The 19,018-nt window shown below is 38.9% G+C and carries 20 protein-coding genes; 8 read left to right on the top strand and 12 right to left on the bottom strand.

The window, feature by feature from the left end; translation table 11 throughout:
* The 9 genes from rimP to CYP84_RS01840 all read right to left on the bottom strand — a co-directional run bounded on the left by rimP (window position 1) and on the right by CYP84_RS01840 (window position 8,235).
* Window positions 1–417, bottom strand: coding sequence for a ribosome maturation factor RimP (rimP, locus tag CYP84_RS01880; RefSeq protein WP_103636474.1), 417 nt, complete (start codon window positions 415–417; stop codon window positions 1–3).
* Complete coding sequence (gene rbfA, locus CYP84_RS01875; RefSeq protein WP_004317240.1) at window positions 410–775, bottom strand: 30S ribosome-binding factor RbfA; 366 nt, start codon at window positions 773–775, stop codon at window positions 410–412. The genes rimP and rbfA overlap by 8 nt, the downstream gene beginning before the upstream one ends.
* Window positions 772–3,429 carry a translation initiation factor IF-2 gene (gene infB / locus CYP84_RS01870; protein WP_103636473.1) on the bottom strand — a complete coding sequence of 886 codons (2,658 nt, stop codon included), beginning with the start codon at window positions 3,427–3,429 and terminating at the stop codon, window positions 772–774. Before infB ends, rbfA begins: the two co-directional genes overlap by 4 nt.
* Window positions 3,416–3,670 (bottom strand): hypothetical protein, encoded by a 255-nt coding sequence (locus CYP84_RS01865; RefSeq protein ID WP_004317260.1) that lies wholly within the window; start codon window positions 3,668–3,670, stop codon window positions 3,416–3,418. Before CYP84_RS01865 ends, infB begins: the two co-directional genes overlap by 14 nt.
* A gap of 21 nt (window positions 3,671–3,691) precedes the next feature.
* A complete protein-coding gene (gene thrB / locus CYP84_RS01860; protein ID WP_012001355.1) occupies window positions 3,692–4,576 on the bottom strand; it encodes a homoserine kinase in 885 nt (294 codons plus the stop codon).
* An 8-nt stretch (window positions 4,577–4,584) separates the two neighbouring features.
* Window positions 4,585–4,947 carry a glycoprotease gene (locus tag CYP84_RS01855; protein ID WP_103636472.1) on the bottom strand — a complete coding sequence of 121 codons (363 nt, stop codon included), beginning with the start codon at window positions 4,945–4,947 and terminating at the stop codon, window positions 4,585–4,587.
* 80 nt (window positions 4,948–5,027) lie between these two features.
* The gene (lpxC, locus tag CYP84_RS01850) at window positions 5,028–5,912 is read right to left on the bottom strand and encodes a UDP-3-O-acyl-N-acetylglucosamine deacetylase (protein WP_103636471.1); all 885 of its coding nucleotides are present in this window, start codon (window positions 5,910–5,912) and stop codon (window positions 5,028–5,030) included.
* A 60-nt stretch (window positions 5,913–5,972) separates the two neighbouring features.
* A complete protein-coding gene (locus tag CYP84_RS01845; RefSeq protein WP_103578880.1) occupies window positions 5,973–7,343 on the bottom strand; it encodes a M23 family metallopeptidase in 1,371 nt (456 codons plus the stop codon).
* A 61-nt stretch (window positions 7,344–7,404) separates the two neighbouring features.
* Window positions 7,405–8,235 carry a prephenate dehydrogenase gene (locus CYP84_RS01840; RefSeq protein ID WP_021089629.1) on the bottom strand — a complete coding sequence of 277 codons (831 nt, stop codon included), beginning with the start codon at window positions 8,233–8,235 and terminating at the stop codon, window positions 7,405–7,407.
* Window positions 8,236–8,324: 89 nt separating this feature from the next.
* Between CYP84_RS01840 and bamA the strand changes: the two genes are divergently transcribed.
* The 7 genes from bamA to recO all read left to right on the top strand — a co-directional run bounded on the left by bamA (window position 8,325) and on the right by recO (window position 14,996).
* The gene (gene bamA, locus CYP84_RS01835) at window positions 8,325–10,580 is read left to right on the top strand and encodes an outer membrane protein assembly factor BamA (protein ID WP_103636470.1); all 2,256 of its coding nucleotides are present in this window, start codon (window positions 8,325–8,327) and stop codon (window positions 10,578–10,580) included.
* A gap of 129 nt (window positions 10,581–10,709) precedes the next feature.
* Complete coding sequence (accD, locus tag CYP84_RS01830; protein ID WP_103636483.1) at window positions 10,710–11,627, top strand: acetyl-CoA carboxylase, carboxyltransferase subunit beta; 918 nt, start codon at window positions 10,710–10,712, stop codon at window positions 11,625–11,627.
* Window positions 11,628–11,629: 2 nt separating this feature from the next.
* Window positions 11,630–12,085 (top strand): 23S rRNA (pseudouridine(1915)-N(3))-methyltransferase RlmH, encoded by a 456-nt coding sequence (locus CYP84_RS01825; RefSeq protein ID WP_009294328.1) that lies wholly within the window; start codon window positions 11,630–11,632, stop codon window positions 12,083–12,085.
* An 11-nt stretch (window positions 12,086–12,096) separates the two neighbouring features.
* Window positions 12,097–12,453 carry an RNA polymerase-binding protein DksA gene (gene dksA, locus CYP84_RS01820; protein WP_103580980.1) on the top strand — a complete coding sequence of 119 codons (357 nt, stop codon included), beginning with the start codon at window positions 12,097–12,099 and terminating at the stop codon, window positions 12,451–12,453.
* Between the two features lie 9 nt (window positions 12,454–12,462).
* The gene (locus CYP84_RS01815; protein ID WP_103636469.1) at window positions 12,463–13,461 is read left to right on the top strand and encodes a uroporphyrinogen III synthase HEM4; all 999 of its coding nucleotides are present in this window, start codon (window positions 12,463–12,465) and stop codon (window positions 13,459–13,461) included.
* The gene (locus tag CYP84_RS01810; protein ID WP_103636468.1) at window positions 13,458–14,381 is read left to right on the top strand and encodes a tRNA dihydrouridine synthase; all 924 of its coding nucleotides are present in this window, start codon (window positions 13,458–13,460) and stop codon (window positions 14,379–14,381) included. Before CYP84_RS01815 ends, CYP84_RS01810 begins: the two co-directional genes overlap by 4 nt.
* A complete protein-coding gene (gene recO / locus CYP84_RS01805; protein WP_021093131.1) occupies window positions 14,382–14,996 on the top strand; it encodes a recombination protein RecO in 615 nt (204 codons plus the stop codon).
* Here the strand turns inward: recO and CYP84_RS01800 are convergent.
* Window positions 14,993–16,141, bottom strand: coding sequence for a Cj0814 family flagellar-dependent secreted protein (locus CYP84_RS01800; RefSeq protein WP_103636467.1), 1,149 nt, complete (start codon window positions 16,139–16,141; stop codon window positions 14,993–14,995). The genes recO and CYP84_RS01800 overlap by 4 nt on opposite strands.
* A gap of 200 nt (window positions 16,142–16,341) precedes the next feature.
* On the opposite strand from CYP84_RS01800, the gene CYP84_RS01795 reads away from it, so the two are divergent.
* A complete protein-coding gene (locus CYP84_RS01795; protein ID WP_087582280.1) occupies window positions 16,342–17,178 on the top strand; it encodes a polyribonucleotide nucleotidyltransferase in 837 nt (278 codons plus the stop codon).
* Window positions 17,179–17,261: 83 nt separating this feature from the next.
* On the opposite strand, the gene CYP84_RS01790 is transcribed toward CYP84_RS01795, so the two are convergent.
* On the bottom strand, window positions 17,262–18,053 hold the full coding sequence (locus CYP84_RS01790; RefSeq protein WP_103636466.1) for a cell surface protein: 792 nt from the start codon (window positions 18,051–18,053) through the stop codon (window positions 17,262–17,264).
* Window positions 18,054–18,191: 138 nt separating this feature from the next.
* Window positions 18,192–18,974 (bottom strand): tetratricopeptide repeat protein, encoded by a 783-nt coding sequence (locus CYP84_RS01785; RefSeq protein WP_103636465.1) that lies wholly within the window; start codon window positions 18,972–18,974, stop codon window positions 18,192–18,194.
* Window positions 18,975–19,018: the final 44 nt, after the last annotated feature.

Here is a 19,018-nt window from a genome sequence, read left to right as displayed (position 1 = left end):
TTACCACTCCAAATATGTTTTTGCTTTTTTTATCTCACTGATGTTGATCTCAAAAATTCCCTCTTCGTTTTCTACTGCGACGCTCTCTTCGTCAGCTTTTACAAGCCTTCCTGCAAATTTCTCAGCCTCGGTTTGAACTTTAACTAGCTCACCAACGCTCGCTTTAAAATGCGAAGGCTTACTAAGCTTTCTCTCAAGGCCAGGTGAGCTAACCTCGAGGTTGTAGTCTCCGCTAACTGGCGGTGTCACGTCAAAGATAGGCGAGAGCAGACGGCTCACTTTTTCGCAATCATCAAGGCTCACTCCGCCATTTTTTGTGATGTAAACTCTAAAAATAGCCCTACCATTTTCATTTGCGATCTCGCTGTCGTAAAGCTCTACGCCGCATTCGCGTACTAGTTTGTCTAAATTATCCATTTTTGTTTAAATCCTTTGAAATTTTATCAAACAACTTATCCATATGGTTTTGATACTCTAATCTATCGTCAAATTTAAAGTGAAAATTTGGACATCTATACCAGCCCTCAGCTGCCATGCAGTGGTTTTGCAAGTGCCTACAAACGCGCTTTAAATGCCCCAAAATATACTCTTGCTCGCGCTCGTCAAACATCATCTTGTCAAGATAGACAAAGGCATCGTATCTGCCCTTTTTGCACTCGACGTCAGTGACGCAAAGTCCCTTTAAAATGCTATCTTCAAGAGTGGCTAGAGCCTCTGGTATGAGCTCTTTTAGCACACTCTCTGTTCTCATACGCTTTATTTCGTTAGCGTTCATAGAGTAGCTTTCTCCTTGACTTCTTTGAAGCTTTCGATGTAATCATTTTCTCTGATGTCGTTGAAATTTTCGATACCAACGCCACACTCGTAGCCTTTAGCAACCTCTTTGACGTCATCTTTGAAGCGTTTTAGTGAGCTTACTGAGCCCTCATAAACGACCACACCTTCTCTAATAAGACGAATTTTTGCCCCTCTGTTTATCGTACCCTCAGTGACGATACATCCAGCGATTGCGCCTACTTTTGGCACATGGATCACTTGGCGAACCTGAGCTTGACCAAGCTGCTCTTCTCTGATGATCGGTGACATTAGTCCGCCTAAAATCGCCTTCACATCGTCTATTAAGTTATAAATAACGTTGTAAGTTTTTATCTCGACGCCGCTCTCTTTTGCCTTCTCTTTTATCTCGCCAGTTGGTCTTATATTAAAGCCAAGGATGATACAGTCGTTGCTTGCGCTTGCAAGCGCAACGTCGCTTTGTGTAATACCGCCAACGCCTGAGTGGATCACATTTACTCTGATCTCATCATTTGCTAGTTTTTCTAGGCTTGCTTTTAGCGCCTCAAGCGAGCCGCCAACGTCAGCTTTGATGATGACTGGAAGTGTTTTTAGCTCGCCCTCAGCGATCTTAGCACTAAGCTCATCGATACTAACTTTCGTGCTCTTGCTAAGCTCTTTTTGGCGGATATATTCAGCCTTTTTCTGTGCGTACTCACGAGCTTCTTTATCAGTTTTTACGCCTATCAGTGTCTCGCCAGCCTCTGCTATCTCGCTAAGGCCCACTATCACGCCACATTCGCCTGGTTTTATCTCTTTTAATGACCTACCCTGATCATCAAGCAAGCTTCTTATCTTACCGTATGCAACGCCAGCTACGACGGTATCTCCGACATGAAGCGTACCGTTTTCAACGATGATGGTAGCTACTGGACCACGGCCTTTTTGAAGTGAGCTCTCGATGACAGTAGCTTTTGCGTTTGCCTTTGGGTTTGCCTTTAGCTCCAAAAGATCAGCTTGTAAAAGCACGATCTCAAGTAGATCATCTATGCCCATACCTGTTTTTGCAGAGATCGGCACAAATTCATACTTGCCACCCCACTCTGTTGGCATGATATCAAGCTCAGCAAGACCAGTTTTTACTAGATCAGGATTTGCTGACTCTTTATCCATTTTGTTTATTGCGATGATTATTGGCACACCAGCAGCTTTTGCGTGGCTAACTGCCTCTTTTGTCTGTGGTTTTACGCCGTCATCTGCTGCAACAACGATGATAACTATATCAGTTACACCAGCGCCCCTTGCACGCATAGCTGTAAATGCCTCGTGACCTGGAGTGTCGATAAATGTGATGTTTCTGCCATTTTTATTTACCATATAGGCACCCACGTGCTGAGTGATGCCACCAGCCTCGCCTGCTGCTACACGAGACTTTCTTATGTAGTCAAGTAGCGAGGTTTTACCGTGGTCTACGTGACCCATGATGGTTATGACTGGCGCTCTTGGCTGGAGATTTTCATCATCTTTTATCTCCTCTTCATAGGCTGCTACGTAGTCAAATTCTTTTTGATCGTCGATGATATTTACCTCGACGTTAAACTCATCGGCCAAAATTTCTATCGCATCTTCATCCAAAAAGTCGTTTTTAGTTGTCATCATGCCAAGCATAAATAGCTTACCTATGACCTCGCTTGGCTGCTTATTTAGCTTTTCAGCAAATTCATAAACACGAATTTCTTTTGGGATATTTATCGAAGTTACAGCTTCGCTATTTTGTTTATTTTCAGGCTTTTTGTGTTTTTTTCTAGCTCTTCTTTGTATGCCACCCTCGCCAAATGAATTTATCGTGTTACTAACAGTTGTTTTCATCGCATTTGGCTGTTTTGTCCTTTGCATCGGAGCTGGAGCTGGAGTTTTAAAGCTAAAATCAGGCAACACCACCACATCCTCATCTTCAAGCACGATGTCACCAAAGTCGCTTCCACCGAGCAAGTCCATCTTCTCAGCGCTATCTTTTTTGCTTACAACTGTTACTTTTTTCTCTTTTTTCTTTTTTCTAGCCAAATTTTCATCGCTAGCAGAGAACATACTCTTAAAATCGCTAATGTTAGTAACAGCCGCCTCGGCCTTTTTCTCCTCTTTTACAGGAGCTGGCGCCTCGTAATCTTTTTTCTTTTTAACTATCACAAGGCCGCGTCTTTTTTGGGTCACATCAGCCAAGCTCTCTTTTGACTTTGGTGCTTCAGCTGGCTTTTGCTCGACCTTTACAGGCTCTTCTTTTTTAGGCTCAGCTTTAGGTTTTTCCTCTGAAATTTGCACCTCTTTTTTAGGCTCAGCTTTTACCTTTTCAGGCTTTGGCTCGGCCTTAGTGGCTGCCTTTTTAGGCTCAGTCTTAGGCTTTTCTTCTTTTTTTGCTGGCTCTTTTTCTGCCTCTTTTTTAGGCTCTTTTTTTGCCTTTGGCTCGCTCTTTTTCTTTTTAAATTTATCTGGTATTACGCCAGTTTGAACGTATTCATATATTGCTTCAGCCTCTTCAAGGCTCACAGCATTTGAGTGAGTTTTGACCTTTAGGCCTAGTTCTTGAGCTTTTTCGACTATCTCTTTACTTGGGTAGCCAAGCTCATTTGCGATCTCTGAAATCCTAACATTGCTCATTTAAGAGTATCTCCTTTAACTTCGGTGCGTCAAGTCCGAGGGCACCTTTAGTTTGTTTATCAATTATTTTTTTTAAAATTTTGTCGTCTTTTTGCAAACAGCCATCACATAGATAGAAACTGCGACCATCTCCTTTGCCGCACTCTAAATTCTTGCCTACCAAGCGGTATCTTTTTAGCAAGTTTTGAGAAAATTTAACTTTGCAAGCGACGCATGTCCTTACTGGATTATTTTTATTCATTATACCTTTTTAAACTTGTTTTTAGCTTTGCGTAATTTCGTATCCATCGTTATCAAATGAAAAAATTTCAACTCTAAAATCACCAAATTTACTCTTTAAAGCGTCTTGTAAATTTTTAGCATCATCTTTGTAAGCGATGTTTAAAAAGCTTGAGCCTGAGCCTGAAAGTGTGCTCATTAACGCTCCATTTTCATAAGCTACTTTTCGGACTTCAAAAAGCTCTTTTAAAGCGCTCATTCTGCGCTCTTCATGCATCATATCTTCGCTTGCTACCCTTAAAAGATCATATCTTTTTTCATAAAAACAAGAGGTCAAAAATGCAGCGTGAGAGAGATTATTTACGCACTCTTTCATAGTGTAGTTTTTTGGCAAAATTTGCCTTGATGATGCGGTGCTCATCGGCTTATTTGGGATGACGACGACTGCTTTTATATCATCGCTTAAATTTATTTTATTTGCATAAACATTGCCGTTTTTTACAACCGCGCTGATAAATCCGCCGTGAACTGCTGGCGAGATATTATCTGGATGTGTTTCATATATGATAGCTTTATTTAAAACAACACTTTTACTAGCCTTAAATCCAGCCATCTCGTAAGCTGAAGCTATGGCTCCAACGATCACCGCAGAGCTGCTACCGAGTCCTCTTGAAAATGGGATATTGTTTTCAAAAACTATTCTGAAGTTTTCATTTTTGCCGGTTAGCTCTAAAAAAATTTCATTAAAAATGCTTAGAAAAATGTTGTTTCTTTTTAAATTTGTGCTATCGCTACCCTCGCCATTTATAGAGACTGAGCTAAATTTAGATGGTTCGATCTTTACGCTATTAAAAAGCTTTAAACTAAGTCCTAAAGCGTCAAAACCAGGTCCTAAATTTGCACTTGTGGCAGGGATTAAGATATTCAAATTTTCTCCTAAACAGCTTGAATGATATAATTTGGAAGTGTATCTGAATTTAGTTTTAATTCATCTAAATTTAAAGGCAACACAAATCTCACAGGCTCAACTTTTTCAAGCGAGATTTCACCATTTTTCAAGACAAAGCTTAAATTTTTATTTGCTCTGATCGCTTGGCCGCCATTTAGACTAAAGCCACTTACTGCGTAAAAATCACAGCCCTTTGCCAAAGAAAAAGTCTTTAAGATGACGTAAGCCACCTTTAGCCCCATAAAACTGCCTGGCGTGTTTGCATAGATGATCTTTGTAATGTTAAATTTAGAGGATAAATTTTCTAGGATTTTTATCAGGGCTTCGCTGACATGCTCGTCAGTTGTGATCTCATCAAATTTTACGCCATCTTTATAGACTCCAACTAAAAGCGGAGTCGATAAAGAGACTACTAAAATTTCAATATTTTTTATGCAAATACCTTTTGATACTCTTTTAAAAGCTCGCCACTAAGCGTTGCGATCTCATAATTTTTCTCATCTGCCATTAGGGCAAGTGTTAGTTTGTGATTAAGATCGTGACTGCCCGCAAATGCTGTGTAATCCCCTAACAAAGGTGCTCCAAGCAAGCTCAAATCGCCAACTGCATCTAAAATTTTATGTCTTACAAACTCATTTTCAAATCTCAAACCCTCTGGATTTAAAATATGTGTATCATCGATAGCCACGGCATTATCTAGCGATGCGCCAAGGGCTAAATTTTGAGCTTGCAAGCGTTGCAAATCTTTTAAAAAGCCAAAAGTTCTAGCACGAGCTATATTTTTTACAAATGAGCTCTTGCTAAATTCAAAAAGATATCTTTGTTCGCCGATAACTGGGTGGTCAAATTTGATCGTATAGTCAAATTTTGGATTTCTTGAAGGCGAAGTTCGCACAAATTTTGACCCCTCAACCACCTCGACTTCGCGGCGGACAAGTATCACTTTTTTACCAGCGTCAAGATGTCTTATACCAGCTTCATCAAGCAACATACAAAAGCTTATCGCACTGCCGTCCATGACAGGAATTTCGTTTGCATCAACTGAAATTCTAATATTATCAATGCCGTATCCATTTACAGCTGCCATTAGGTGCTCTATCGTGCTAATAAAGCCCTTTTCGTTGCCAACGACGGTTGCCATTTGCGTATTTATAACGTTTTTAGGCTCAGCTTTAAAACTAATACCAAGATCTTCGCGGTGCAAAATAATACCTGAATTTGCATCAAGAGGTTCTAGTATAAGTCTTATTGGCTCACCCTTATGAAGCCCTATACCAACGGTCTCAACGCGTCTTGCGATAGTAGTTTGTTTCAAAAATTTTCCTTATATTTTTTTGTTCGCTTATGATAGCACTAAAAAATCAAATTTGCAAATTTAATTCTTATCTATCATCGCCTTTGCGGCATCTAAGACACTTGTCACATTGTCTTTTATCCACTTTTTATCCATCCATTGTTGAGGCCTTACCTCTTCGCCTTGGACCAAAATTCCAAAGTGAAGGTGATCTCCAAGCGCAAGACCGCTCGTTCCAGTTGTGCCTATTTGATCGCCAGCAGCAACCATGTCGCCCTCTTTTACCTTCGCACTTGAGCAGTGTCCGTAAAGTGAATAAAGTCCAAATCCATGATCGATCACAATGTTTAAACCATAAATTCCATTCTCAGATGCTAGCACAACGCGACCTGCATTGCTGGCTATTATCGGAGCTGATGCCACGCTTGCAAAATCTATACCCATATGCCATGACTCACTTACTTGCTCGTTATTATATGTATAGAAGCGGTGGTCGGCAAAATCAGCTACTTTTTTGCCATTTCTAAGCGGGTAAAATGGGATGATATTAAAGCTGTTTGTGATGTCAGTATCAACGTTTGAAGTAAGTGCTGTTATCTTCTCTTCGTTTGAGTTTCTTAGTGTTTCATTGACAAATTTCATCTTCTCAAGTCTTGAAAGAGCGTTTGGATCTTTGGCATATTGATCTGTTAGATCAACGATCTTTCCATCTAAAAATCTATCATTTAAAGCAATAGTTGAAGTTTTGTATTTTACATTTTCATAAAAATATCTCACGTGAGATTTGCTCTCATTGCCCGCAAAGTCTCTTGCGATGACCTCAGCGCTAAAGTTTTCAACCTGCACTGGCCAAGCAACAAGTGCTGCGTAAAAGCCCTCTTTGTAAAATGGCACGGCCTTAAATTTCTTACCAAAATTTGTCTGGACATAGACCTCTTTTAGCTGATTGTCAGTCGCTCTAAAGACAACAACTGCGCTACCGCCTTTTGAGATAGAATAAGACTGAGAAAGCACGTAAAGATCAGGCTTAGAGGTATCAAGCACGACTTCAACTTTTTTGCTTGCTTTATTGCCTGTAAAAAAGCCCCATTTGCTAGTATCGACCGCTTCTATGCTCATCTCATAAGTATCTTTTTGAGCAAAAAAGCCAGTTTTTGGGAAGGTTAAATTTACATCAAGCTCAGTGCTTGGATTTTGTATGATTTGATTTAGTAAATTTAGGTCATTTTTGCCGTCATTTATGCTAATGCGCACAAATTTTATGCCGCTATCATCTTTAAATTTGATATTCATAGGCGAGCGAAGGTTCCAATAAACCTTATCAGCAACGCCGATAATTGGCTCGTTTCGCTCAAAGTCTTTCGACATCAAAGCATAACCAAAGCCACCAGCTAATATCAAAACAAGCAAAACTACAACAATGCCAAAACCACCTATTCCACGTCTATACATATATTATTACCTTAAATTTTATTTGCGAAATTTTACATATAATCAATAAATTTTTAGTTAATTACAAAATTTCTCTTACAGCTCTAGCTTCGCTCATCCAGTCAAAAAGTTCATCCCAGCGCTCATCTTTTATGAGACCTTTGCATAAATTTAGCTCTTTTTCAAACATATTTATCGCGGCAACAACGTTGTTCTTATTTTGCTTAAAGATATCGCTCCACATAAATGGCGAACTCTTTGCAACACGTATCATACCCTTAAATGTCGGTCCGCCAAGTGCAACGATGTGCCTTTTATCCTCTTCTTTTAATATCCCGCTAGCAAGCGAAAATGCAATAGCGTGAGGCAGATGCGAGATGAGACCCACGTGATGATCATGCTCTTTTGCACTCATGAAAATGATCTTCATGCCAAGGCAAGAAAATAGCTCAACACTTCTTTTTACGTGCTTTTCTGCACTCTCAGCAAAGTCGCAAACTATGACAGTTGCGCCTGTGTAAAGTGACTTAAAGGCAGCCTCAGGACCAGAGTACTCAGTACCTGCCATCGGGTGAGCTGGGATGAAATTTTTACGAATTTTTTCTGGCACGGCTTCTATTATCTTTTGTTTGGTCGAGCCAAAGTCAATGATAGTCGTATCTTCGCTAATGTCAGTTAAATTTTGCACGATGCTCACGATGGCTTCGACTGGCACGGCCAAAAAGATGATGTCACACTTCTTTTTCATCTCATCGATGCTTAAAATTTCATGCACCAAGCCAAGTTCGAGCGCTTTTTTGCTGTGATTTTCATCTTTATCATATCCGCTGACACATGAGATTAGTTTTTCATCTTTTAGTGCAAGACCAAGCGAGCCACCCATAAGACCAAGTCCAATGATACCTATTTTCATAAAAAACCTTTAAAATTATAAAATTTAAATTTTTTAAAAATAAAATATGATATTATACGCACTTATACTAAAACTCTAGGTTAAATTTAATGAAAAAGAAATTATTTTTACTAGCACTAGCTTTAAGCGGTCTAAATGCACAAACAATTCAGTCAATAAATTTCAAAGGTCTAATCCACCTTTCGCCTGATGTAGCCACGCAGATAATGGGGCTAAAAGTCGGTCAAGAGCTAACGCCAAAGCTTAGCGACAAGGCTATCACAAATTTATACAAGCAAAATTATTTTGATGATATCTACATAGAAGATACAGGTAGTGGCAATCTTTTAGTAAAAGTAAAAGAGAAGCCAAGCGTGGCCAGAGTCGATCTAAAGGGCGTTGTGACAAACGACAAAACTGCGATCGAGTCGCTAATCAACATAAAACCTGGCAATATGTATGATGAGCTAACTATCGAAAAAACAAAAGAGAGAATTCGCCAGTACTACGAGTCAAAAGGCTATTTTGACACAGTTGTCGACGTAGAAAAACAGCCAGTTGCAGACAACGACAGCTCACTTTTCATAACTCTAAACATCAACCGTGGCGAAAATATGATAATCAAAAAGGTAAATTTAGTCGGTGCAAAAGAGTTTGACTATGATGATATCGAGCCAGTAGTTGCAAACAAAAGTAGAGAATTTATGGGCTGGCTTTGGGGCAGAAACGACGGTAAAGTTAAACTTTTTGAGCTTGAAAACGACCCAGCAAGGATTCAAGATAAATATTTTCAAAAAGGTTATCTAGATGCGACAGTTTCGTCACCTTACCTAAATGCGTCATTTGATAACTACACAGCTGATCTTACATACTACATCCACGAGGGCGAGCCTTATAAGGTTTCAAATGTAAGCATCACAGCACCTGAAGAGCTAGGACTTGATACTAAAAAGATCATAGATGACTTTAGACTTGAAGCTGGCGATACGATGAACTCAGCAAGACTTCGCCAAGATATGAAAAAGCTTGACGATATGGTCGCTGACAAGGGCTATGCATTTGTTAAGGTCTATCCAAAGACTGATAAATTTGATGAAAATAAAACAGTTGATATCGACTACGAAGTTGATCCTGGCGAAAAAGTATATATAAGAAATGTTCAAATTTCAGGAAACGACAGAACAGTTGATCGTGTCGTAAGACGTGAGCTATATCTAACTGAGGGAAATTTATATAGTAGAACCGACCTTCAAGACTCAAAAGATGCATTAAAAAGAACAAGCTACTTTGACGATGTCGAGATAGAAGAAGATCCAGTTGATAAAAACACAGTCGATCTAAAAGTAAAGGTAAAAGAGGCTTCAACTGGCTCGATAAGTGGCGGCATCGGATATGGAAGTAGCGATGGCTTGCTACTAAACGCTGCACTTTCAGACACAAACATCTTTGGCTCTGGCCTTCAAGGACAAGTAAGCGTTGATAAGAGCGATAGAGAGCTTTCTGGTCAGATAAGTCTTACAAATCCAAGAATTTTTGACTCAGAGTATAGCCTTGGCGGAACACTCTATGCAAACGACTACGACTGGAGAACATATAAAGAGAGAAGCTACGGCTTTAGCACAACACTAGGTAGAAAATTAACCAGAAATTTAAGCGCATCACTTACTTATAATATCGAGCAAAGTAAAGTTACTCTAAAAGATGATGAACTAAGAGATATTAATAGATACACAGGTAAAGAAATTTATAGAGAAGGCAAGGCTATAAAAAGCGCTATAACTCCAGCTTTAACGTATAATAGCACTGATGATTACTACTTGCCAAGACGCGGTATCATAGCCAGTACATCATTTGAGATAGCAGGACTTGGTGGTGATATGGATTTTGTTAAAAACCGCACAAATTTCAACTACTATCTAGGCCTTAGAGAGTACATCGACTACGATCTTATCCTAAGATATAAAGCAAGCTTTGGCAAAATTTGGGAGAGAGGCTATACTCCGATCAACGAAAGACTTTACCTTGGCGGTATAAGAAGCTTACGTGGTTACGAGAGCAGAACTGTATCTCCAAAAGTAAAATATAATGGCGACTACTATGAATACGGCGGCGAAACATCATTTAACAACTCAGTTGAGATGAGCTTCCCTATAATAGAGCGCGTTAAAATGCGTGGCGTTGTATTTTATGACTATGGTATGATCGGCGAAAATAGCCTAAATGAGATAAAAAGATCATCAGTTGGTACAGGTATCGAGTGGATAACTCCTATCGGACCACTTCAACTAATCTTCGCAAAAGCTCTTAAACCTAAAGAGGGCGATGATACAAATACTTTTGAATTTACTATCGGAAGACGCTTCTAATAAGATACTTTTAAGGGGCTAGTTTGCCCCTTAAATCCCCCACAAACAAACAAACTTTAAGTCATATAAGAAAAAGCAAGGCTAACATTAGATATAATCCCACAATTTTTAATATAAGTGGGTAAAAAGATGAATTTCTCAGACATTTTTTCAAAGATAAGAAAAGCTCAACCTCGTCCAGAAGAAGCACCTACACACTGGGTAAAATGCGACAACTGCCACTCACTGATGTATTACAAAGAAGTTGAAGCTTGTTTTAATGTATGCCCAAAATGCGGCTACCACATGAGATTAAAAGCTGATGATCGCATAAATTTGATCTGCGATGAAGGTAGCTTTGTAGAATTTGACGCAAATTTAAAGCCAGTTGATCCTTTAAATTTTGTCGATAAAAAATCATACAAAAAAAGAATTGCAGAAAATAAAGAAAAAACAGGACACACAAGCTCAGTGATATGCGGCGAAGGCAAATGCAACGGACAAGAGATCCAGCTAGTTGTTTTTGACTTTGGCTTTATGGGCGGCTCACTAGCTTCAGTTGAGGGCGAAAAGATCGTAAGAGCGATAAAACGCGCGATCGAAAAACGCCAAGCCTTAATCATCGTAAGTGCATCTGGTGGCGCTAGGATGCAAGAGAGCACATTTTCTTTAATGCAGATGTCAAAGACTTCAGCAGCCCTAAAACTTCTTGATGAAGCAAGACTACCATATATTTCTATCCTTACAGATCCTACGATGGGTGGCGTTAGTGCATCATTTGCATGGCTTGGAGATCTAATAATCGCTGAACCTGGCGCGCTAATAGGTTTTGCAGGACAAAGGGTCATCAAACAAACCATAGGCGCTGATCTTCCAGAGGGCTTTCAAAAAGCTGAGTTTTTGCTTGAACATGGTCTTATAGATGATATCGTGCCAAGAAGCGAGCACAAAAAATATATAAGCGATATGGTTAAATTTCTTACAAATAACAAAGCTATGATCTCTAAAAGCGAAGTGACAACTCCTAGCGAAGCTGGCTTTGAGCTAAAGATAAAGACCAAAGGGTAAATTTGGAAATTTCGGTCTTTAGCATTCAAAAATCATCACGAGATAATTTTGAAAACGAGATACAAGAATATATAAAAATGAGTGCAAAATTTGCCAAGATAAACGACAAAATAATATTTAATGAAAAGATAGCAAAGGCTCAAAGCAGTGGTAGAAGCGATGCGCTAAGAGCTTATGATGAAATTTACGAGCCAAATTTAAAAGGCTTTTGCGTGATGCTTGATGAAAATGGCTCACAGCTAGACAGCCAAGAATTTGCTCAAATTTTAAACTCAAATTCACAGATAAATTTTTTCATAGGTGGAGCTTATGGGCTTAGCCAAAATTTAAAAAACAAGGCACAAAAAGTCGTAAGCTTAAGCAAGATGACTATGGCGCACAAAGTCGCCAAGCTCGTACTTTTTGAGCAAATTTTTAGAGGGCTTTGTATCAATGCAAACCACCCATATCACAAATAAAGGAATATAAAATGACTCAAAACGAGCTAAATTTTTTCAAAAAACTACTTGAAGAGCGAAAATTACAAATCAAAAAAAATATTTATGACTCATCAGTTGAAGTAAGCGGCCTAAGAGATAGTGGCGTAAGCGATGAATTTGACATCGCTTCAGTAAATACCGACCAGCTTATAGAGCAGTCTATATCAACCCAGCAAAGAGCCGAGCTTCACGAGATCGACGAGGCGCTTGAGAAGATAGCAAACAAGACTTATGGAATTTGTGACATGTGCGAAGAGGAGATCGGCGTCCCTCGCCTAAAAGTAAAACCGCATGCAAAATACTGCATAGCTTGTCGTGAGATAATAGAAAAAACAGCAAAAAACTAAGGAGAAAATATGAAAACCAGAAAATTTCTCGTCTACTGCATCATCTACACAGCAGTTGTTGCAGGACTTACCTATTCTCTTAATAGTTCAGACTTCACCTTTGAGCTCTTAGGTCAAGCCATAACCTTGCCAGTAGCTGTCTGGGTGGCACTTCCAGTAGCCATTTTGGCGCTCCTTGCCCTACTTCATATCGCATATCACGGATACGCCTTTTATAGATATAAAAAATGGATAAAAAAAGATAGCCAACTCTACAAAGACCTTGCAAAAGAGACGCTTCTTGGCTTTGAGAGCAACAAAGACTTCAAAACCGATACTTACAAGATCGCCTCACAGCTCACACGCTCTATCTCACCAGTAGGCGAGCTTAAAGATGTTGGTGTTGATGACGGCGAGATAAACAATATCTTACAAACCATAAAAAGCATAAAAAACAAAGAGATCGTCGATCTAAAGAAATTTAGACTAGCAAAAGATAGCAAGCTAAACATCCTAAACGAGCTAAACAAGATCGAGCAGCTGCCTACTTACTATCTTGATGTGCTTAAAAATCAAGAGCAAAACGATAGCCTTAAAAAGGCAGCCTTCGATAAGCTCATAAAAACAGCTTCATTTAGCGAGATAAAAAAAATCGATCCAGAGCTGGCAAGCGAAGATATAATGACCATTATCATGCGTTTTGTAAATGATGAGATCGACCTAAGTAGCGATGAAATTTTCGATCTTTTAAATAATGTAAAAGTAACAAAAGCACAATACGACAAAGCAGCTATAATGCTTAAAAATAAACTAAAACCAGACGCATTTATCGGCATCTTTGAGAAGCTAAAAAGCATCCATGCTGACGCTGATGAAGCCTATGTATATGCGCTATTTGAGCTTCAGATGCTTGATAAAGTAAGAGAAGCTATCGAGGGCAGCGACCCTGATGAGTTTAAAGAGATAAAGGTTTTACTATTTTTGCGAGATAACGGCAAAATGGTGCCTAGCTCGCTATTTTTTAAATGATAGACTTTAGTAAAAAGCCACTTTTCTTAGCGCCACTTGCTGGCTTTTCTGACCTGCCGTTACGAAGCGTCGTCAAGAAATTTGGCTGCGACGTCACTGTTAGTGAGATGATCAGCGCAAATGCTCTGGTCTATGAGAGCAGTGACAAAACCCTTGAAATGCTTAAAAAGTCCCTAAACGAAGAGCCCTACGTCGTCCAAATAGCTGGTAGCGACGTAGAAAATTTAAAAAAAGCCGTGCAGATAGTCAATAAATTTGATGGAATTTATGGGATCGATCTAAACTGCGGCTGCCCTGTGCCAAAGGTCGTTAGACAAGGCGCAGGATCGGCTTTGTTAAACGATCTAGACAAACTTCAAAGCATAATCGAAGCCATAAAAAGCGTCTCAAACAAAGAGAGCCTAAGCGTTAAATTTAGACTTGGCTTTAACGAAAAAAATGAAGAGAAAATCGCAAAAGCCTGCGAAGAAGCTGGCGCAAACTACATCGCAGTGCATGGTCGCACCAGAGCCGGTGGATACACTGCAAAGGTTGATTACGAAGCGATCGCAAGAGTAAAGGCAAGCGTAAAAATCCCAGTCGTTGCAAACGGCGATATAAACGCACAAAATGCAGATGAAATTTTAAATTTCACAAAGTGCGACGCCCTAATGATCGGCAGAGCAAGCATCGGCAATCCTTGGATATTTCATGAGATAAAGACCAAAAGTAGCGTGGATAAGGCGTTAAAACAAAAGATCATCCTAGCTCACTTTGACGCTATGATCGAACACTACGGCGAGCACGGACTTTGCATATTTAGAAAGCATCTCCACCAATACAGCAAGGGCATAGACGGCGCAACAACCTTTAGAAACGATGTAAATTTTATCAAAGATATGGCAGCGATGAGAGAGCGCATAAGGGAGTTTTTTGCCTAGATGCAAGGCTACATCCTGCGCGTGCAAAAGGTCAGAGACGAGGACCTTTTAGTCTTTGTGCTAACGCCAAATTTGCTCGTAAAGTCATATAGATTTTTTGGCGCACGGCACTCAAACATCATGACTGGCTACAAGATCGACTTTGAGCTCGAGCAAGAGGCGAAATTTCTACCAAAGCTTAGAAACATACTTCATCTTGGCTTTAAGTGGCTGCTAGAGCGCGACAAGCTCATCATTTGGCAGCAGTTCATGCGCCTACTTTACGATCATCTAAAAGAGGTCGAGCAGCTCGATGAAATTTACTTTAACGAGCTTGATCGCTGTGCCAAACAGATGCAGCTGCAAAATCCAAAACGCCTTATCATCGAAAGCTACGTCAAAATTTTAGAGTTTGAAGGCAGGCTTCACAGCGAGCTTGAGTGCTTTATCTGCGACGAGGAGATAGAAAGCGAGCTATGCCTAACTCGTGGCTTTTTGCCCTCTCACAAGCACTGCCTTGATAGGAGCGAATTTGACGCTAGCAAGATCAAAAATTTATTTGATACAAAAAGCACGATCGAGCTAAATGACGATGAGATAAACCGCCTTTATAAAATTTTACTTGACGGACTTTAGGCTTTTACCTTCGTCCTCTCATCAAATTCTTTTAAAACATCCATTATCTTGCTTGCTAGCCCCTCAAGCGTGTGATCTTTTTTAAGCTCTAAATTTCTAAGCTTTAAAATCCTAGCTAGTATATCTTTTAGATCTTTTTTGCCAGATAGTATCTCATCATAATAAGCCTTTGGTATGCCTATCTCACTTCTATCTTGTTTTGTAATTATTTCATAGTTTTTATACACACTAAGAGCCTCGTCGGTTATCCTTGTTGTGCCACCTTGTAGCACAAGACCTTGCTCGTTTTTCAAAAATGCCACAAAGATTTGCTCCTTTGTATAGCCTTGTTCGCTATCATATACGGACATATCAGGCTTGAAGTCATATCCAGCACTACTAACCCACATATAAGGGATAGTATGCTCAGTTGTCATAACTTCTGGAGAGAAGTCAAGGAAATTTCCATTGACTTCTACATTTATATCACTTAGATCATTTATTAGCTTACGTGCATCGTCTGCATCTTGGGCTGTTCTAAAGATATGAGTTATCTTTTCATTGCTTCTATCGGTTAGTCCATCTAGCTCATCGCTAGTCATCCTACCCATTAGGTATTCAACATGCTCTATTTTTTTATCTTTTGAAAAGTAGCCCTTTGGCATCTTTGCTAGGTCCTCGGCTGAGTAAAATTCTTTACCCTTACTGATCACTCCAGCTGAAATTTGATCAAAAATTTTATAGTATTGCTTTATTGTGTCTGCTAGATCAATATTTGCAAAGCTATCCTCTCCAAACAGAGCATTATCCTTTCTTGTATCCATTAAAATAGTTGTAAAGTTTGGGTGTTTTTGATTGTGTAGCAATATCGCATCAAGTGTGCTTTTGTGGATTTTAAAGTCCTGTGGCAGACCTGCTGCTTTGTTAAAGTCAGCCCCCATAAATCCTTTAGCATCTACACTATATCCATAGCCCTCTTGTGAAGTAAATTTGGCCTGATAAAGAGAGTCGATACTGCTAGATGAAACAAAGTCATTTTTAGGAATAGTGGCTTGGCTGATCGAATTTATATTTGGAGTGTTAGGTAAGAAATTTGCAAAGCCTTCGCTTTTTGTCTGTTTTTGGTAATGCTGTTTTGTTAAGATGGAGCTCCCTGAAACTTTCATAGCTTACTCCTTGAAATTTAGCTTCAAAGAGTAAGCAAAAGTTGTGCCGAAAAATTTTTATCAACAGGGGAGCATTTTGTGTAGAGAGAAGTCATATATAAACTAAATTGTTAAAAGGTCGATTTACCAACTAAGGAATTTTCACTCAAACAAATTTTGAAAAATAGTTGAGTAGTTTAAAACTTACTAAGGATAGTAAAATGCAAATTTCTAGCTCACCATATCCTTATCTGTCTAGAGAGCATATAGCTAGTGAGATGGGGTTTAAATTTAACGATATAAACGAGATCCTTGATAACAATATGGGATATGGTATGAGCTTTCCTAAATATGCAAGGCTTGATAGAAAAGCTCAAGCTGCGGCTTATGATAGGCACATATATCCGCTATCTGGCTTTACAAAGGGAGATGAAGCAAAAGTCACTATCATAGGAAAGCTTAGAGGCTATGATCCTGATTTTACAAGCGAGCAGCTATCAGATCTTAAAAATTTCATAAATGAAAGTAAGGGTTTGTTTGTAGAGTATATACAAGGTCAGCAAGCAAAACCAGACAATGATAAGCCAAAAATTTTAAGAGATACCCCATACACTGTAAATGAATTTTTAAATGAATATCGTGGCAATCGCCAGCTACTATTTATGCAAAACTCAAGGACTGTTGATCTGCTTGATAGTGATATGAGCGTTGATGAGTTTAAAGAAGAGTGGGCTAAATATGCACTAAAAGAGCGGTTTAATATAACTTTATCTGGCGAAGATGCTAAAAATGCTGTCAATATACTAAAAGAGATAAATGAAAAGGGCATTCAAGATATAGAGAGCGTTGAAGAAGAAAAAGACGACACCAAAGAGAAAAAATTTACTCCTATCCAAGCTGAAAGCAAAAACACTGAAACTTATGACATTACTAAGGATGAGAAATTTTCGTTTTTACTTAAGCTTCAAGAGCTTGAGAGAGAACGAGGTATCGATGTGCTTCGTATCATGCAAAAGCTTGAAGAAAATGGTAAAAAGGTTGTCGATAAAAAGGTTTAAATTCATTTTTATATCTAGCACAAGCCACTGCTAAGTCATCCTATGACAAGGCAGAGAATGATCCTCGCGTTCTGCTTTATCCATCAAGCCATCTTATTTAAAATTTGCTTCTTGTCTATCTTTTGCATAAGCTCTAAAACGTCTATGCCTCTTTTTTCTTTAAAATTTAAAAGCTCTCTTGCATAGAGAAATTTTTGATCCTTGTTTATATCATAGGTCTCATACTTCTTTTTAACCTGCATAGGTTTAAATTTCTTCTCGTTTTGCTCTTTAGCAAAATTTTCATTGTATTCTTGCTCTTCTTTGATTATCTGCTTTCTTTGTTCTTCGACATCTTTTGTTGCTTTCTCTCTTGCTTTGGCAAATAATGTTTTAAATTCATCTATGCTTAGATCAGTTCTGCTTAAAAGGCTAAGCGACTCCTTGTTTTCATTTGGGTAAAGAGAAGACATGCTGTCCATAAATACTCTTAGGTCAGCCTCCTCTTCTTTTGTGCCAAGACCTATTAGTTTGCCCATCATGGTTGGCTTGCCGTCAACAGAGTTTTCCCTTAATATATCAGAATACATTATAAGGACTTGATCTTTTGCTTCTTCTAAAGTTTTTGGCTGTTTCATCGACATGGCGTTGCGATCTTGTTCGGTATTGTAACGCTTAGAAAGCATATTATCTATTTTGCTTATCGTTTTTGCAACCCAATTATCTTCATTTTCGTCTATGTCAATAATCTCTTTTATGCTCTTTCCAACTGGACTATACCATAAAGCTTCTATTTTGGCCTTTTCATCATCTTTGGTATCTTTAGGTATATTTTCTTTTTGGATAGTGTTGTCTTGTATCGGTGTGTTGCTAAGTCCGTTTATGCTAGTTATCATTTTCAATTCCTTTGAAAGTAATGGCCTACAATAAAATTTGTAGGCTACTTAAATTTTTTACCAACCACCTAGGTCGGATTCCATTCTTCTTTTAAAAGCGTCTCGTAGTTGTCTAACAATAGAAAAGAACATCTCATGCTAATTAATTTTTAATAGCCTTTTTCGCATAGCTTTCTGTATTTCGTTTAGCTTTCTGTATTTATCACATCCTGACTGAAGTCCTAAATCACAAGCCTTGCCATAATATTGTTTTGCAGTGGAAAAACTTTGTTTTATACCTTCACCGTTTTTGTATAAATAACCTAAGGCCCAGCAACCCGAAGCCTCTCCACTATCACAAGCTTTTTGAAGTAGCTCAGCAGCTTTTTGGTAATCTTGTTTTACACCTTCACCGAGTTTGTATGAAAGCCCTAATTCTAAGCAACCATTAGCATTTCCACTATCACAAGCTTTTTGATAAAGCTGGGCTGTTTTTTGATAAAGCTGGGTTGCTTTTTGGTAATTCTGCCTTACACCTTGACCGTTTCCGTATAAAACCCCTAATCTAGAGCAACTAAAAGCCTCTCCACTATCACAAGCTTTTTGAAATAGCTGGGCAGCTTTTTGGTAATTTTGATTTACACCTTGGCCTTGTGCGTATAAAAGCCCTAAGTTAGAGCAACCCCCAGCATTTCCCCCATCACAAGCTTTTTGATAAAGCTGGGCTTCTTTTTGGTAATCTTGATTTACACCTTGACCGTTGTAGTATAAAACCCCTAAATTATAGCAACCCCCAGCATCTCCCCCATCACAAGCCTTTTGATAAAGCTCAGCAGCTTTTTGGTAGTCACCTTTATCGTAAGCTTCTTTTCCCGATTCAATAAGATCTTTGGAAAATCCAATAGAAAATAAAACTACAAGTAAAACTAAAATTCTTTTCATTTTTTTACCTCCTTAATGTAAACTATATAGACGATATTTTGTCT

It is taken from the genome of Campylobacter concisus (assembly GCF_002912425.1).
Taxonomy (GTDB): Bacteria; Campylobacterota; Campylobacteria; order Campylobacterales; family Campylobacteraceae; genus Campylobacter_A; species Campylobacter_A concisus_AH.
This window is presented reverse-complemented; position numbering and strand designations above follow the sequence as displayed.

Coding starts and splice junctions, on each gene's coding strand:
- rimP (WP_103636474.1), bottom strand. CDS start 417: ATGGATAATTTAGACAAACTAGTACGCGAATGCGGCGTAGAGCTTTAC.
- rbfA (WP_004317240.1), bottom strand. CDS start 775: ATGAACGCTAACGAAATAAAGCGTATGAGAACAGAGAGTGTGCTAAAA.
- infB (WP_103636473.1), bottom strand. CDS start 3,429: ATGAGCAATGTTAGGATTTCAGAGATCGCAAATGAGCTTGGCTACCCA.
- CYP84_RS01865 (WP_004317260.1), bottom strand. CDS start 3,670: ATGAATAAAAATAATCCAGTAAGGACATGCGTCGCTTGCAAAGTTAAA.
- CYP84_RS01845 (WP_103578880.1), bottom strand. CDS start 7,343: ATGTATAGACGTGGAATAGGTGGTTTTGGCATTGTTGTAGTTTTGCTT.
- CYP84_RS01840 (WP_021089629.1), bottom strand. CDS start 8,235: ATGAAAATAGGTATCATTGGACTTGGTCTTATGGGTGGCTCGCTTGGT.
- bamA (WP_103636470.1), top strand. CDS start 8,325: ATGAAAAAGAAATTATTTTTACTAGCACTAGCTTTAAGCGGTCTAAAT.
- accD (WP_103636483.1), top strand. CDS start 10,710: ATGAATTTCTCAGACATTTTTTCAAAGATAAGAAAAGCTCAACCTCGT.
- dksA (WP_103580980.1), top strand. CDS start 12,097: ATGACTCAAAACGAGCTAAATTTTTTCAAAAAACTACTTGAAGAGCGA.
- CYP84_RS01815 (WP_103636469.1), top strand. CDS start 12,463: ATGAAAACCAGAAAATTTCTCGTCTACTGCATCATCTACACAGCAGTT.
- CYP84_RS01810 (WP_103636468.1), top strand. CDS start 13,458: ATGATAGACTTTAGTAAAAAGCCACTTTTCTTAGCGCCACTTGCTGGC.
- recO (WP_021093131.1), top strand. CDS start 14,382: ATGCAAGGCTACATCCTGCGCGTGCAAAAGGTCAGAGACGAGGACCTT.
- CYP84_RS01800 (WP_103636467.1), bottom strand. CDS start 16,141: ATGAAAGTTTCAGGGAGCTCCATCTTAACAAAACAGCATTACCAAAAA.
- CYP84_RS01795 (WP_087582280.1), top strand. CDS start 16,342: ATGCAAATTTCTAGCTCACCATATCCTTATCTGTCTAGAGAGCATATA.
- CYP84_RS01790 (WP_103636466.1), bottom strand. CDS start 18,053: ATGATAACTAGCATAAACGGACTTAGCAACACACCGATACAAGACAAC.
- CYP84_RS01785 (WP_103636465.1), bottom strand. CDS start 18,974: ATGAAAAGAATTTTAGTTTTACTTGTAGTTTTATTTTCTATTGGATTT.